A 16,078-nucleotide genomic window follows, 5' to 3' on the forward strand; every position below is an offset into this window, starting at 1 on the left:
TCTATACAAGCTCTCCACCCCTCTTCCTCGGTAAACAGATGATTACCTGGAGTCCGCCAAGCTCGCCTCGGGATACGTACAACCCATACGGATCTCCGAAGGTGATTTTCAGGCGGCGGTGAATATTAACCATTCCGGTCGTTTCCATCTGTTCATCGCTCGTCACGAGCGATTCCCCAATATGCTGCAACGTCTCATCCGTCAGACGATTGCCGTTATCTTCGACAAAAATCCGGACTTCGGTTTCACTCCAGTCGAATCGGATGACGATCCGTCCATTTTTCGCCATGTGCTCCAGACTATGTTCGAAAGCGTTTTCGATGATCGGTTGTACGATCAGTCGCGGAACTTGCTGCTTTTCCAGCTCATTCGGGAGGTCTTCAAACTTTACGGCAACCCGACGGGAAAATCGAAGCTTTTGAATCTCCGTGTACACTCTGGCATGTTGAATTTCCTGTTTCAGAGAAACTTCGTCGGAGGCATTCCGAGTCACAAATTGGAAGTACTCCCCAAGCTGGGTTGTAAATAATTCGACCCGCTCAAGATCCCCCGTTTTCGCCATCGTATTAAGAATAAAGAAACTGTTAAACAGAAAATGCGGATTGATTTGCGACTGAAGCTGCTTTAGTTCGGCCCGTTGTGCCATAATTTTCTGTTTATAGACTTGGTCGATCAAAGATCGGAGATTCGCAACCATTTGGTTAAATCGGCCGAACAAATAGCCGAACTCATACTTGGACTCGTGGGCGATGACGAAATCCAGGTCTCCGCCTTCCATGCGCCGAAAACTCTTCACCAGCGTGATCAACGGTTTGTGAATAAATTGGTAGGTGGAAAACGCGTATACGCCGATGATGACAACGGCAGCGAAGAGAAATAACCAAGCCCATACATAAAACTTGTCCAACGGCTTTTTGATGATCTGCTCGGGAATAAACCGATACAGGGCCATATCCAGGTAGTCGGAACGAGAATAAGCCGTATAATAGCGGCTTCCCGAAATCGAATAAGTTCCCGTTTGAGAAACGAAAGTTCCACCCGCTTGCCGGACGAGAGCGATCATATTTTGCTGCAGCTGTGTTGTAGCGCCGCTTACGATCATGTCGCCGGTTTTCTCCGAGAACAACAGGGTACCGCTGCCGGCGTAAGTATTGAGGCGGCTTATCGCCTCACGAATCTTCTGGGTATCCAGCTCGATTTCGATCGCGAACAGGGGCCGATCCCCATAAGTCGCACTTGGTTTGGCTGCGCTTAAGAACAGCCCTCCATCCCACAACATGACCTGGCTATTTCGACCTCCAAGCTCGGCGCGAATCCGGTCATACCGTTTGATATCGAGCTCGCTCGTCCCATTGGCGGACGAAACGGATTTGGAGACCGGATAAATATGTGCAGTCACATTTTTGATATAGACGCTGCTGTTTTGGGTCGTATAGAGCCGCTTCCATAGCGAATTAATTTTTTCCGTGCGCGTATAGGCATCCATGGAATCCCAGGTCAACGTCAGCTCGTTGAGATTCTCATCTTCAATAAGCCCGTACTGCAGCAGCTTCATCCGTTCCACCTCATTCTCCAAGTCGGTCAAATAGAAGGTGATCTGGGAAACCGCCGTTTTGGAAATGTCATCGCTTGCCGTTTGTACGACCCATTGATAAAGGTATACGCCCATCATAATAATAGGCAGAATGATAAGTAGAAACGTTAGCAGCAGCCGAAGGAAAATCGTGTTCCTCAAAGAGAACGGTTGACGGTTGAACAAGTCGCATGCCTCCAGCTTTTTCTTTCATTATCACCCTTTCACGCTGCCGAGAACAATACCTTTGACAACATCCTATTGCATGAACGGGTATGCCGCTACTTCTTGATTGTTGCATACCAGTCATTGATTTCTTTTGTCATTTGTGCCCCGCCCAGCTTCGCCCAGTTTTGAACGAACTTATCAAAGTCATCAATAGGCGCACCCATAATGATTTTGGTAAACGTCTCATTCTGCAGCTTTTCCAAAGTCGATTTGCGCTCGACCATCGTTGGAGTAGGCGCGCCGTAAAACTTATCCTGCAGGAACTGATTGTTTTTATCGTACTGGTCCACGACCCCCTCGGAGCCTTCCGAACCGTAAATCCGCTCCCAGCCCCATAGCGCAAATCCATCCTTCGATCCTGAATGATATGCGTCTATCTTCCCTTGAATCGTTTTGGCTTCCCCCGCCAATGCCGAGAAATTGCCGGACTTACGGGCTGCATCTATCGCCCGGTACGCCTCCACGTTTTTCTTGATCGGACTTGGATTCACCGGGGATAGCTGCCATACGCTTTCCGCTTCCGGCGGCGCATAATATTTGTCAAACTCCGCTGTTTTTCCCCAGTTCTTTTCATAGAACAAATTGAACATCTTGATGACGGCTTCGGGATGCTTGGCACCTTTCTTCACAACAAAGAATTTGACCGTATTGAATTTTAACGGCACTTTCGGCGATTCTCCGGACTCCGAAACAATCGGGAACGCCTGCCATTGTGCGTTCGGGTCTTTATTGCGGTTCAGTTGAAGTGGCCAGATCGAGTTCCACTGTTCGCCGTATTCCATGCCGATCTTCCCGGCGGCGATTTGCTCGGAAACCTTGGTTCCGTCTTTCATCCCGAATTCCTGATCCAACTCACCATTCTGGAACATGGTCTGAAGGACTTGAAGCGCTTTCTTCACTTCCGGCTGGACGCTGCCGTAAACCAGCTTCCCGGAGCTGCCCTCCACCCATTTGTTCGGATAAGCCTTGTACCCGGCCATGAAGCCCTCCAACCCCATGGCTCCGCCCCACAGCGTTTTGGCTACGCCGAGACCGAACGTATCTTTTTTGCCATTGCCTTCCGGATCGCCCTCCGCAAACGCTTTCGAAATCTCTTGAACGTCAGCCATCGTCTTCGGAGGCTTTAAGCCGAGCTTCTGCAGCCAATCTGTACGAATCCAGATCAACATAGCGCTTTCAATGGAGGAATCGACAAGCGGAATCGCCATCAGCTTGCCGTTAAACGTGGCTGCATCGAATGGGGCCGTCCCTTCTTGCGACATCATCCATTTCAGATCGGGCGAAGCGTATTGCGGATATAAAGTAGTCATATCTTCGATTTGGCCGGCGTTGGCCAACTGCTTCAGTTGAGTCGAGTTTACGGACATGAAATCGGGAATATCCCCGGATGCGATCGTCACGTTGAGCTTCTGCAAGTATTGTTCGGAAGTATCGTCGCCTTTTACAACCCAATTATTTTTAATTTTGATGCCGAGTTGATCTTTGAACAAGCGGGTCCAGCGGTTGTCTTCGAACGTTTCGCCTTTTAGCACGCCAAGCACGTTGTTTTCTACGACGTCGCTAAGATTCCGCACGAACGACACTTCGATCGGCGGATCATATTTGCCGAACGGATCTGAAGGTGCTCCCTTCGGTTCGTTACTTGCAGTTTGGCCCGACTCCACATTGGATGATTGGCTCAGGCCGTTATCCGTTGAACCGTTTTGTCCGCTGCAAGCCGATAAGACTGTAGCTGCCGACATGATTGAAATCAGCCATGTTTTTTTTCTATGTTTTTTCACTTCCTTGTTCTTCCCCCGATCGGTTGACTTTTATGGGGCCTATACGACAATGCTTCATATGCATATATTATAGGGTCAGGGGCTACAGCCAAACAATAGCTCCCCCCATATTAACGCTTGTGCGTTTCGTTGCAACACCATGCCTTTGCCGATCAGGCGGAGCAAATGGATCTTCATTCGATTCGCTTTATATCGTTCCCTCAGTCCTTTTCTTCTTGAAATATTGCTGCACTAGAAACTTCATGATCTCACTCGGTTGTTCCTCGGAAAACTCGGCCCGGTCTGCAAACAGCATCCCATACGGCGATTCGGGCGTATAGGACTCCCATCGCGGCAGTTCTTCTCCTGTAGAATCTTGTCCGTTCGGGTCTCCGGAATGGATGAAGTTCGCCCAGTAATTGCACATCTGGCGGGCCAAATCGTAATGTTTGCCGATAAAAGGCCGCCAGCATTTGGCAAGCGTCTCGAAGAAAAACCAGAGATCCACCGAATGGAAGGTGCCCGGGTTATCCCAACCTGGTATTTCCGCGTCGAAGTTATAATAGTACAAGGAGGTATGGGCACCGGTATCGGCATTGGCTTGCGCAGCAATGCGAATCGCATATTCGATGCCGCTCACCGAAGCATTCTTCTTGGTTTCCTCGAACGATTCAGCCCCACAAATCGTAAGAAACGCATCGGCATCGTCGCCGAACATGTCTACGGCCATCCTCTTGAAGTCGTCAAGTGTGTCGACATTCGGAACGCTGAAAAACTCCGAGGATGTATGGCCGAACATCACCGGCACCATCCAACGCTTGTTTTGAAGGAACAATTCAAACGGGTTGCCTACGCTGAATACCTGATCTGCGACAGTGCCCCAGAAGCCCCGGTACTCCACCGCCTTGTCGCGGAGATAGACCGCGTCCAGCTGCCGGGCTTCCGCAAGCGTAGATACGCCGAGATACTCAAAAAACTTCACGCCATCCTGTTCGGCTTCCGCCAATTGACTCCGAAGTCTGGGCATGGGAGTTCCCGGGTAAAGCTTCGTAAAGATCCCACTTTGAATAATCGCCCTCTGAAAGAGCCCTTCGTTCTGAGGTGATGTAAGCTGGCTCATGACGCTTCCACCCCCGGCGGACTGGCCGCCGATAGTAATGTTGTCCGGGTCGCCGCCAAAAGCAGCAATATTGCGCTTGACCCATCTCGTAGCGGCCTGTTGGTCGAGATTGCCGAAATTGGCGGGCGCTTCCGGCGCTTCCGCCGTAATTTCGGGATGGCATAAAAATCCGAAGACATTCAGACGATAGTTGATCGTGACCACTACGATGCCCCGCCTGGCAATGCGTTCTCCGTCGAACTCCATTTCGGCCGTATGGCCGACCTGAAGCCCTCCGCCGAAATACCATACATATACCGGCAGTTTTTCATCGGCGCGCTTGGCCGGCGTCCATACATTCAGGTAGAGGCAGTCCTCATCCATCGCGATGTCCGGTTCCACGGCCCATTCCCGGGTATAGATGTTGTTATCGTCGATCTCTTGTCTCACCTGCATCGAGATCGGCGCGAATTCGTACGCTTTGAACACGCCTTCCCAGTCCTTCGCAGGCTGCGGGGCACGCCAGCGGTTTTCGCCTACGGGCGGAGCGGCGAACGGTATCCCTTTGAAGCTCGTGATCCGGGGGTCGGCTGCTGCCAGCCCCTGAACTGTTCCGTTTTTAATCTTTACTACTCTAAGCATGTTTACTATCTCCCTTCGTTAGGCAAAGACCCGAAAAATCGGAGCTCGATAACAATCTGAGGGATATATATTATTGAAATATATATCCCTCAAATATTAAGCGTTTTTACTTGCTGGCTGATGCATCGGCACGCATTTTAACGATCTTTTGGGCTTTTGCCGTATCCGTTGCAACTACATCATTCCAACCGAGGCCTACCATATCGGTCTTCATCTTTGCCCACAACTGGTCGAATTCCGCTTGATTCTTGGCGAATACCATCTTCCAGGATGTGTTCTTTACATAGTTCGAAATCTGGCTGCGTTTGTTTTTAATGTCTGACGAATCGCTCCCGAGGCTTGTATTGATATTCGGTACGATATCGATCATCTTATTTTTCAAGTAGTAGTCCGTAGCGTTCTTTGCGTTATATGTGTTCTGCCAATCCGTTGTTAGCGCTGTCTTGTTAGCTTCTATTGTTGCGCTCCAGTAATTGTTGTTATAGAATTCCCCCGTGTCCGGATCTTTGACAAAATCGCTCATGATCATACTGTTGATCTTGCTCTGTCCGTCCTGGTATCCGCCGCCGCCGTACTGAGCCGGAACCGGCGTGTTCTTCTGAAAGGCGGTTTGTCCTACTTCGGTCAACTTATACTTGCCATCCGTTGTCTTTTCGTAATTGAAGCCTTCAAATCCATTAGCATAGTAGCGCAATCCTTCAGGAGAAACCATCCAATCCAGGAATTCCATAATCCTATCGGGATCCTTCGCTTTTGAACCGAGGGCGAATACTCTTCCGCTTCCGTAATAAGCATCGCTATTCTGAATGATATGAGTGTCGGCTATCGGCACAGCAACATTCCCGTCGCCGTTCTTACCTCTTTCAATTGAATTGTAGAAACCTCTTTGCCAAGAGTACCACAAGAGAAGAACCTGCTTGTTAGTCAGCTTTTCAGCTACTTTGTTCCAGTCCTGGGATGCCGAGTCGGGATCAACCAAACCCATTTGATTTGCAGTAAAATAGAATTGCAAGATCTTCTTGTACATACTGTTGTCATCTATGAGCGGAACGATGTCGCCTTTTGCATTCAACTGAATGGTCGTAGTGCCATCCGGCTGCTCATAACCGTACCAGTTGCTGAGCCAGCGTACATTTTCCATGCCGCCACCGTCCCAATCCTTCCACAAGGTGATCGGCACAATCGGTTTACCGTCTGGTGTCTTTGGATATTTTCCCTGCATCATCTTCAGTGCATTCAGAAGATCGGTCAGATTGTTCAGCTTGGGCGCCCCTACTCCCTTGTAATAATCCCATGGCATGATCGGGCTTGAGTAAGGTATTTCTTCCGAGAATGTCGTTGGCGAAGTGTCAGCTTCAAAAGTCGGCATCGCATAAATCTTGCTCTTCGGATTTACTTTATCAAATGCCGCATTGAAAGGTTTGAAATGATTATCCACATATTTGGACAAGTACTTCGTATTCTTGACCTTATCCGTGATATCCATAATAAGACCGGCAGGAATTAATTCTTCCAACTGGCTGTTATCGACGATCAAGAGATCTCCCAGATCTCCGGCTGCCGATCTTGTCTTATACAGCTGATCGCCGGCAACCTGCGGAGCAAGAATGTTCAATGTAATATTGAACTTATCTTTCAGAAGCTTTCCATACCACCCTGTCTGTTCACCTTGGTAATTTGCTGCGTTGTCATATACGGTAATGGTCAGCGGCTTACTGTGATCTATCGCATTACCGGCCTTTGATGTAGCTGCAGCATTACTGGAGTCTGATGACCCAGTAGATGTTGCTGTTGACGAAGCCGTATTATTGGGTGCGCTTGTACAGCCTGCCAATACTACCGAAACCATGAAGATGTAAGCAAATAATAACGACATCGATTTTTTTACCACTTTACTCCTCTTACTCATTGGCAATCCCCCTAAACCTGATATTTTATTATAATGGTGCCAATTAGCCTTTGACTGCACCGATCATAATCCCCTTTACAAAAAACCTTTGGAAAATCGGATAAACCAGCAATATGGGTGCAACAACAATAATGGTAACCGTCATACGAATGGAAGTCGTGGTTTGCTTTGTTGCAAGACTTGCCATGGCTGTTGAACCGGCATTTTGCAGGTTTACCATTGTGGATAACGAACTTGCCTGATTGATATAGTTATATAGAATAAACTGCAAAGAATAGAGCTTGCTGTCGGTAACCAGCAGCAACGTATCCTGAAAGGAATTCCACTGATCGACTGCCGCAAATATGGCAACCGTAGCCAATATGGGCTTGCTTATGGGCAACACGATCTTGATAAAGATAGTCATGATCCCGGCCCCATCGATACTTGCCGCCTGCTGCAATTCCTTCGGCATTGATTCCACAAAGGTCTTTACAAGAATGATAAAGAACGGGGCTACGATTGTCGGCAGAACATATGCCAAAAAATTATTGGTTAGATGCAAGGACCTCATGGTCAGATACCATGGAATAATCCCGGCATTAAAATACATGGTTATAATCGTAAAGCGATACCAGAATCTTCTTCTCCACATATCCTCTTGGCTAAACATGAATCCCAAAAAGGCTGAAGCACCTACCGTCAAAGTTGTTCCACTCAATGTTCTTCCCAAAGATACCATGGCAGCATTCCACAGTCCCGGTATCTTAAAGACATCCAGGTAGTTATGGAAATGGAGTTGACGCGGGTAAAATATAACTTCACCCCTGGCACTGATATCGTTTGCACTTATCGTATTAATGATGATGGAGTAAAATGGATATACGCAAATAAAAGCAAACAGGGCATACAAGGCATAGATCACAGCAGAAATCATTTTATCGGTGGTGCTGACCTGATCTTTCATTTTTTTAATGGAATTGTTGTTATGCACGTTTTCAATCGGTACCAGACCAGCTGCTTTGTCACTCATACAATGCTCTCTCCTCTTAACATTTTTGATAGTCCGTTAACAGAAAAGAGAAGCACTACACTGATCAAGCTCTTCAGCATACTGATCGCGACAGAGACGGAATAACTGCCGCCCCCCATTGCAAGGTTGTAGACGTATAGGTCTAAAACCTGTATGGAATCTTTGTTAAACGAATTTTGAAATACGAAATATTGCTCCAAGCCATTATTCAGGAAGCTTGCAATTTGCAGCATCAACAAAACAAAATAGGTAGGCAGCAAGCTTGGCAATGTAACGTGTCTTATAACCTGCATTCTTGTCGCACCGTCTACATGGGCCGCTTCATAAAGTGATTCATCTATCCCCGTAATCGCCGCCATATATAAGATGGCTGACCAGCCCAATGCTTTCCAGGTAGCCCACATCCACATCGTAATCCAAACATGTTGGGAGTTTTGAAGGAATAATATCGGAGAATCGATAAGTCCCAGTTGTTTCAAAAGGCCGTTGGCTATACCTTCGCTGGAGAACATGGAAAATGCCAGCGAATATACCAATACCCAGCTGATAAAGTTCGGAAGGGTGGTAACCGTCTGTACAAACTTCCGGAAACGTACGGCTTTAATCTCATTCAGGAATATGGCAAAAATCATCGGAAGCCAGGAGAATAGCAGAAGCAAGCCACTCATCCCAAACGTATTCTTGATAATCTGAAGCAGTTGATCTACCTTTACTTGGTTTTCGATCAAGGAACGAAACCACTTTAAACCTACAAAAGGCGATTGGGACAGAGGAGTCGGCGGCATATAGTCAAAGAATGCATAAACCCATCCATATAGCGGGTAGTATGAAAAGATAGCAAGTAAAATCATGAAAGGCAGTATATAGAGAAATTTCCTAATAGACATGCTTCTCAAACTGTTTTCTTTTAACCTCACCAGGTTAACCTCCCATTTATTGATATTTTCATTTTCACTTGGCATCGATCTCGTTGAAGGTCGTCTCCGGAGGTTAGAAGCGATCTGAAGCACAATTCGAGTAAACGCTTCCATACTTGCACACAAGAATAGTTCGCTTTGTTCAAATTTACAAACAATGACCTCCTACGCTTCCCAAGTCGGAATTGATAATCATACCATTGAACTCTAAAACTACAGCTGTGTATGCATTTATTTTAAAATTGATGGAGGTAGTGAAACAATGTACATCTTTTTACTTTGCTTACCCGTCGTTGACACAATGAAATCGTTATCCCTTGCACAGATGTCGCTTGTCCATTGATGAAGAATAAGAAAAAGAGGGGTCTCCCCCTCTACACTGCTTCGCTTATAAAATTCATGGTAAAGCTTCATGAGCGCCCTCTTCTCGATCCGCGAAACACTATCGAGTTTCCCTCAGAATCGACTGCCTGGTATAAATACTTCCAGTTCCCTTTGACTTTGATGTAAGTTTCATCGACCCTGTAAGAATCGTTAGTCGGTTTCAAATAGGGACGAATTCGTTTGTCTATTTCAGGTCCGAACTCATGAACCCATCTCATGATCGTTGTATGAGAGATATTCAATCCTCGCTCTTTCATCATTTCTGCCACATCTCGAATTTTATCAATATAAGCATAATCCATACCTTTGTATTGAATCAACTTCGTGCCTACTCCGTTGAAAAAATGGACAAATTGTAAACGCAGGTCAATCCCGATGGCGGCCAAATGCCCATGCGTTCGTCCACGCCTAGCAGACGATTTTCAGCGCTCATTTAACTGATCGGCGATGCAGGGGCAAGGAAAAATAGAAAGTGACTGTCCTTTCTTGCACAGTAAGGCCGTAAGAAGCGCGGTGGTTTTCCAAAACGGTTCGAGCAATGGACAAGCCGAGACCTGTACCACTAAATTTTTTACTGCGAGAGCTCTCCATCACATAGAAAGGCTCCCAAACTTGCTCCCACCGAGCATCACCTTCAATGTCTGTATCATTGGTGATGCTGAAATGAACGGAATCCTCTTTCGTTTCCATCGTAATACTTACTTGCTTGCCGGTCGTATATTTCATTGCATTGGTCATCCAGTTATGCAATACAGACTCCAGCTTTTGCCGATCCGCCGTTACCCATGCTTCTGTGAGCCGATCATGCGTTTTCAATACTAGACCTTGCTGTTGGAACGCAATTCGATAAGCGTCAAGCGTCTCCGTGATCAACTGCCGAAAATCGATAGGTTCAAATTGATAGGTTACAACCTGTAGCCGAGACAGCTCCAATAACCGGTCGATCAAGTCGGCCATCACTTCACTCTGCTGCCGAATCACATCAACATAGGTGCCGTCATCCAAACCATCTTGTAGCCCGGACGCATATACTCGAATTAACGATAAAGGTGTCTTTAGCTCGTGCGAGATATCTGCGATAAACGTTCGCAGGTTCGCATTTTTCGCTTCTAGTGACAGATGCGATTCCTCCAATTTATCGCTCATCCGGTTGATGCTGTGCGCCAAATTTTCGATTTCGTCGCCCGTCCGTATATCCGCATGGGTGAATGACAAGTTAGAGATTGCCTTGGCCGTCTCATTCAGCTTAGCAAGCGGTTTGACAATCCGAGATGTATACAAAGCGGACAATAGAATGAGCAGGAGCAGCATGCCGATCCAGATGTACATATTGAAATGGTTGACGATTTGGATCGTTTCTGCTGAATGGGAGAGAGATTCACCTACTACGAACACAGATCCGTCAACTGCCAGGAAATCGGCTAGAAATCTGGACTTCAGCTTGGCCTGATCATATATTTTATTGACTTTTCCTCCGTTACGCAGTAATGCAATGCTTTCCTCGGTCAACCAAAACTTGCTGAGCGTAATCCCCTTGCGGTTTAGCTGTATTAGCAATTCTTTGTTCAAGTCATCGACAGTATCTGACAAGGAGGCGTGTGCAATCGTGACCTGGTATTGATCCTCTATAGGTTTAATTCGCTCCATTAAGGGATCATACTCCATGGGAGCCAGTTCAGAGACCAGCCCAGCCAGCTTATGCTTTTTCTGGTACAAAAAATAGGGGGGGAGAAAATAGGTGTTCACCGCAAACGAGAGAACAAATACAACACACAGCGCGGCCGTGATTTGAACAATCAGCTTTCGAGTTAGTTTACTCATCAGCAACCTCCAGACAATAACCCATTCCCCGATACGTCTTGATTCGATGTTCTCCGATTTTTTCCCGTAGCCTGCGAATATGGGTGTCAACCGTCCGTTCTTCGCCAAAATAGTCGAATCCCCATACCTGATCCAAAAGCATTTTACGCGTGACGATTTGTCCTTTGTTGATCACTAAATATTTCATCAATTGAAACTCTTTGTGTGTAGCCAGCACATCCTCACCGCCACGATAAACCTTCTGGCCTTCGAGATCAATTGTCACATCGCCGATCGAAATCTTCGAGGCAAGCTGCAGCAATTTTTTTGCACGCAGGATCAGAATACGTGGATCAAACGGCTTGCGAACGTAATCATCTGCTCCTGACTTCAATGCTAGGAACTCGTCTTCGGGATTTCCCTTAGCCGTCAGCAGCAGAACCTTCGTCCGGCTGGTTTTCTTGATTTCTTGGCAAATCTCGATACCGTTCCGCTTCGGCATCATCCAATCCAGAATCGCCAAATCTATATGATTGTTATAGAAGTGATCCAGCGCCTCCTCACCGTCCTGTGCCAGGAGTATTTGGAAACCTTCTTTTAAGAAATAAGCTTTTAAAATTTGCAACATCAGCTGTTCATCGTCTGCCAGCAGCAGGTTCATGTCCGTACCTCCTTTATGAGCGGCGTCGCAAAATGGTGCAAGCCCATCCCATTATAATATCCTTTTGTTACACCAATATGAAAGCAACCGTCTCCGGTCGAATCCTCTATTTTTTAAAAGCACTAGGATATCTCTTCGTTTTGGCACATTCCTGTAACAATACTTCCTTACAATGAGTTTGCGTTTCAATAAATAAATTGGAGGAATACAAATGTACAAACGAATTGCTTGTATTTGCACTGTCAGTCTTATAACCGTCGCCTTAACCGGCTGTCGAGACAGCGCAATGACTCAACCATTGACAACAATGACGCAGCAAACAGAGGCGGCTGTACAAACTGTAGGTGAACCTTTTGATTTCGAAGTAGATCCAGAGACCTTTACCCTCACGATTATCAAAGACGGCATTCGTGTACCGGCTTCAGTTTCGCTGCCTAAGGCGCCAGTAAGCAATTTGATCAAAAACAAGGATTCGGTCCAATGGACATATCCGGGTCAAGTTAGCGTCAAAATTGTTAAGAAGAACAATTATCTCGACATTCGCTTGAATTCTTTAGGTGCCGAGCAGTTCCAATGGCCATCCGTAAAAGCAGACAGCTACATGCTTCCCCTTGGCGAGGGAAAAGTAATTCCGGCTGGAGACACGAATTGGCGAACGTTCTTGAAGGATGAGAACTACACCTGGAGCGAATCGTTCTCCATGGATTTCTTCGCTTTGCATGCCAATCCATTCTCTATCGTCTACGTGGTGACGAACAAGTTCAACGATGAGGTTCATTTCGATACGTCAGAATCTGTGCAGTTTCAATTTACACATGCTTTCCCTTCCATTAATACAGACAAAAGCTACGGTTTCCGTCTGTATGTAACCGGTAATGATCCGGAGGACGTCGTTCAGCCCTACAAAAGTTATGTCAAGGAGAACGGGAACTACGTTACGCTGGAGGAAAAAGCTAAAGACAACCCGAATATCCGAAAGCTGTATGGGGCCCCTCAGATCTATCTGTGGAGTGAGTCTATTCTTACGGACACCGATGTAAATTGGCCCAAACTCCGAACGTTACTGCCGAGCTCGCTCGGCCCTTGGTTGGTTCAGCTTCTCTCTGGCACAGCCGACGGTAGCAGCGAGTTCGCGCAGGTTCTACAGCAAATCTCAAAGCAAAACTATATGGATAAGTATCAGAAAAAGGCCATTCTGAATGCATTGAATCAGGGAATGAAGATGAATGGCTTCTATTCCCCTTCCGTTTTCCCAAATCCGGGCAAAGAGGCGCAGAGGCTTATCGATCAAGGAATCGAAAAGCCAAGCGAGGAAAAACTTTACGACTTGAATAAGCTGTTGCTCAAAAGCGTGCTCCAAGACGCGGTAACTGCACTGCCTGAGTGGGGACAATCAGATTCGACGGACCTAATCAAGGACATGAGCGGCTCCGGTATCAAAAACGCTTGGATTGGCCTTCCCAATTGGGCAGATGGATTGATGAATCCCCAGATGGTAAGCAAAGCAAATCAAGTCGGCTATCTCATCGCCCCATACGATTCTTATCATTCCATACAACAAAAAGCGGACAGCTCTTGGAACACAGCTTTCTTCCCCGACTCTACTCTATATGAAAATGCGACGATCACTCGTAAGGACGGAACTAAAATCGCCGGATTTCTGCAGAGAGCACGTAAACTGAACCCTACCTTGGCGATGCCGAGCGTGGAAGAGCGTGTGGCGGGTATCCTTCAGGATGGAATTGGCTTCAACTCCTGGTTCGTGGATTGTGACGCGACGGGAGACATTTATGATGACTACTCTCCGGCTCATCCTACGACACAGCAACAGGATCTGAAGGCCCGAATGGAACGGCTCAGCTATTTCGCTAAGGAAAAGAAGATGGTGGTAGGTTCGGAAGGAGGCAATGACTACGCCAGCGGCGTGATCGCCTTTGCTCATGGAATTGAGAGCCCGGTCATCGCCTGGGGAGACCCTGATATGCGAAAAAATAAAGATAGCCAATATTACGTGGGCGGCTATTATTCTCCGAACGGTATTCCTGACCGATACAGCAAACCAATGCCCATCAGACCGCTGTATGAAAAGGTCTATAGCGACCCGACGTATTCGCTCCCTTTATACAAACTTGTTTACAACGACTCGATCATTACGACGAATCACTGGGAGTGGGGCACGTATAAAATTAAAGGAGAAGAGGCTGACAGAATGCTTCACGGGCTATTGTACAACGTTCCGCCTCTGTATCACTTGAATCGCGAGACTTGGGAAAGAGACAAAGCAAGTATCGTCGATTACCTGAAGGTGTGGTCACCCTTCCATCAGCAGGCCGTTTCTCGGCAGATGAGCCAATTCACCGTATTGACGGACGACAGGCTCGTCCAAAGAGCAAAGTATGGCGATGATCTAAAAGTCGTTGCCAACTTCTCCGATCATGCAGAGACGGTGGATGGCGAAGTCTTCCCAGCCAAATCAGCAGTCCTATACGAAGGCAAGCAACGCCTGATTTTCGACGCAGCGGCCAACGCCAAGCTCCTTCCTAAGGAATGACATCTCTTTGAGCTATAACAAAATCATCTATGCCTTTCTTTAGCATGGCATAGATGTGATGTGTAACTTGTGGGCGCAAACACTCAAAGCTATTTTATGGGCTTGCTCTCACTTTTTTTCTTGTCATAGTAGTCCCTCAACTTCAGGTTCCCCATCATCCTATAGTCTGACGATATGGACAAAGCAAAAAAATCGCGTCATCCTCGGATCGGTAACGCTAAGATCCTGCTTTTGTTCGAGCTGCTGCTTGAATAAAGGAACAAACGTTTTCGTTAGTTTAGAAGTGACATCGACTCTAATCCTCTGAACAAAATGCTTGGACGCCAATTTGGCTTGTCATCTGCGAGACGTAATTGTGGAAACCGTTCCAGAAGCGCAGACATTGCGATTTCTCCCTCCATGCGTGCAAGCGGCGCGCCAAGACAGAAATGGGAACCTGAAGCAAATGCCAAATGGCGATTCTGCATGCGCCTGATATCGAACCGGTTCGGCTGTTCGAACTGAGCGGGATCACGATTGGCTGCTCCAAGCATCACACTTACAGTCTGACCCTGACGGATCGTCTGACCTCTAATTTCGCAATCGGCAGATGCTATACGTGTTGTCGTCCGGACAGGGCTTTCAAATCGTAAAACTTCTTCGACGGCGGAAGTGATCAATTCTGGGCATTCGATCAGTCGTGCAAGCTGTTCCGGATGGTTTAGCAGCACGAAAACGCTATTACCGATTAAGTTTACGGTCGTTTCATGGCCGGCGACGAGCATCAGCACACATGTTGCTATGAGTTCCTGCTCAGTCAACGCGTCCGCTTGCTCTTGAGCAGTGACCAGTTCACTGACCAAGTCTTCGCGTGGAGTGGACTTTCTTTCCGCAATCAAGCAGCGGAAATAATCGGAAATGTCTTCTGCCGCTCTTTTAGCTTGTTGTGCAAATTCCGCTGGTTGGTCACCGCCTTCAAGCACCCTCGCGAAAGTATGCGACCAATTTTTGAATAGCTCACGATCTTCTGGTGGCACGCCAAGCAGCTCCGCAATGACGATTACTGGCAAAGGAAAAGCGAACGAAGCGATCAAATCGGGCTGAGGATCTTCGTCCATCCGTTCGACAAGATACCCCGCGATAGCTCGGATTTTCGGCTTGAGCCTTTCCAGCGTTTGAGGCAAAAAGGCATGGCTGACTATCCTTCTCAGTCTTGTATGAGTCGGCGCATCGCGAAACAGCATCCAATTGTCCAGCAGCTCATTGACCGGGTTCCATTCTTTAGATGGAGGTGGCAGTTCCAGCTGTTGGTGCTTCGGTACGGCATTCCTGTACTCACGGACGAACAACGGATCCTTCAAGATCCGGTTGACATCTTCGTATCGGGACGCCACCCAAAACCTGGGTTCTTCTAAATAACATAGTGGCTCATGTTCGAGTAAATAAGCATAAAACGGGATCGGATCACTGTGCAAACGATTGGAATAAGTTCTGAACCATGCTTCAATGTCAGATTTTTCGAAGGCTGGCGGTAACTTTTTCAACACGATCACACGCCTTTGC

11 protein-coding genes and 1 pseudogene are annotated in these 16,078 nt (G+C 47.2%); 1 reads left to right on the forward strand and 11 read right to left on the reverse strand.

Annotated features, from left to right (window positions below):
- Nucleotide 1: 1 nt before the first annotated feature.
- The 9 genes and pseudogenes from ACFQZT_RS06245 to ACFQZT_RS06285 all read right to left on the reverse strand — a co-directional run bounded on the left by ACFQZT_RS06245 (nt 2) and on the right by ACFQZT_RS06285 (nt 11,985).
- Nucleotides 2-1,759, reverse strand: a complete 1,758-nt coding sequence (locus tag ACFQZT_RS06245) for a sensor histidine kinase (RefSeq protein WP_379297625.1) — start codon at nt 1,757-1,759, stop codon at nt 2-4.
- Nucleotides 1,760-1,854: 95 nt separating this feature from the next.
- Nucleotides 1,855-3,543, reverse strand: a complete 1,689-nt coding sequence (locus tag ACFQZT_RS06250) for an extracellular solute-binding protein (RefSeq protein ID WP_379297989.1) — start codon at nt 3,541-3,543, stop codon at nt 1,855-1,857.
- 226 nt (nt 3,544-3,769) lie between these two features.
- Nucleotides 3,770-5,302, reverse strand: a complete 1,533-nt coding sequence (locus ACFQZT_RS06255) for a carboxylesterase/lipase family protein (RefSeq protein ID WP_379297627.1) — start codon at nt 5,300-5,302, stop codon at nt 3,770-3,772.
- A 106-nt stretch (nt 5,303-5,408) separates the two neighbouring features.
- Nucleotides 5,409-7,211, reverse strand: coding sequence for a type 2 periplasmic-binding domain-containing protein (locus ACFQZT_RS06260; protein ID WP_379297629.1), 1,803 nt, complete (start codon nt 7,209-7,211; stop codon nt 5,409-5,411).
- Between the two features lie 43 nt (nt 7,212-7,254).
- A complete protein-coding gene (locus ACFQZT_RS06265) occupies nt 7,255-8,223 on the reverse strand; it encodes a carbohydrate ABC transporter permease (protein WP_379297631.1) in 969 nt (322 codons plus the stop codon).
- A complete protein-coding gene (locus ACFQZT_RS06270; RefSeq protein WP_379297634.1) occupies nt 8,220-9,140 on the reverse strand; it encodes an ABC transporter permease subunit in 921 nt (306 codons plus the stop codon). The genes ACFQZT_RS06265 and ACFQZT_RS06270 overlap by 4 nt, the downstream gene beginning before the upstream one ends.
- A 437-nt stretch (nt 9,141-9,577) precedes the next feature.
- A pseudogene (locus tag ACFQZT_RS06275) lies at nt 9,578-9,799 on the reverse strand (DDE-type integrase/transposase/recombinase); the annotation flags it as partial.
- A 154-nt stretch (nt 9,800-9,953) separates the two neighbouring features.
- A complete protein-coding gene (locus ACFQZT_RS06280; protein ID WP_379297636.1) occupies nt 9,954-11,345 on the reverse strand; it encodes a sensor histidine kinase in 1,392 nt (463 codons plus the stop codon).
- Entirely contained in the window at nt 11,338-11,985 is a 648-nt protein-coding gene (locus ACFQZT_RS06285; protein WP_379297638.1) for a response regulator transcription factor, read from the reverse strand. The genes ACFQZT_RS06280 and ACFQZT_RS06285 overlap by 8 nt, the downstream gene beginning before the upstream one ends.
- A gap of 211 nt (nt 11,986-12,196) precedes the next feature.
- Between ACFQZT_RS06285 and ACFQZT_RS06290 the strand changes: the two genes are divergently transcribed.
- On the forward strand, nt 12,197-14,536 hold the full coding sequence (locus ACFQZT_RS06290; RefSeq protein ID WP_379297640.1) for a glycoside hydrolase: 2,340 nt from the start codon (nt 12,197-12,199) through the stop codon (nt 14,534-14,536).
- Nucleotides 14,537-14,695: 159 nt separating this feature from the next.
- On the opposite strand, the gene ACFQZT_RS06295 is transcribed toward ACFQZT_RS06290, so the two are convergent.
- Both ACFQZT_RS06295 and ACFQZT_RS06300 read right to left on the reverse strand, forming a co-directional pair.
- Nucleotides 14,696-14,863 (reverse strand): polysaccharide biosynthesis protein, encoded by a 168-nt coding sequence (locus ACFQZT_RS06295; protein ID WP_379297642.1) that lies wholly within the window; start codon nt 14,861-14,863, stop codon nt 14,696-14,698.
- Nucleotides 14,809-16,062 carry a cytochrome P450 gene (locus ACFQZT_RS06300; RefSeq protein ID WP_379297644.1) on the reverse strand — a complete coding sequence of 418 codons (1,254 nt, stop codon included), beginning with the start codon at nt 16,060-16,062 and terminating at the stop codon, nt 14,809-14,811. Before ACFQZT_RS06300 ends, ACFQZT_RS06295 begins: the two co-directional genes overlap by 55 nt.
- Nucleotides 16,063-16,078: the final 16 nt, after the last annotated feature.

The organism is Paenibacillus sp. GCM10027628 (assembly GCF_042676385.1).
In the GTDB taxonomy this organism is placed as follows: Bacteria; Bacillota; Bacilli; order Paenibacillales; family NBRC-103111; genus Paenibacillus_E.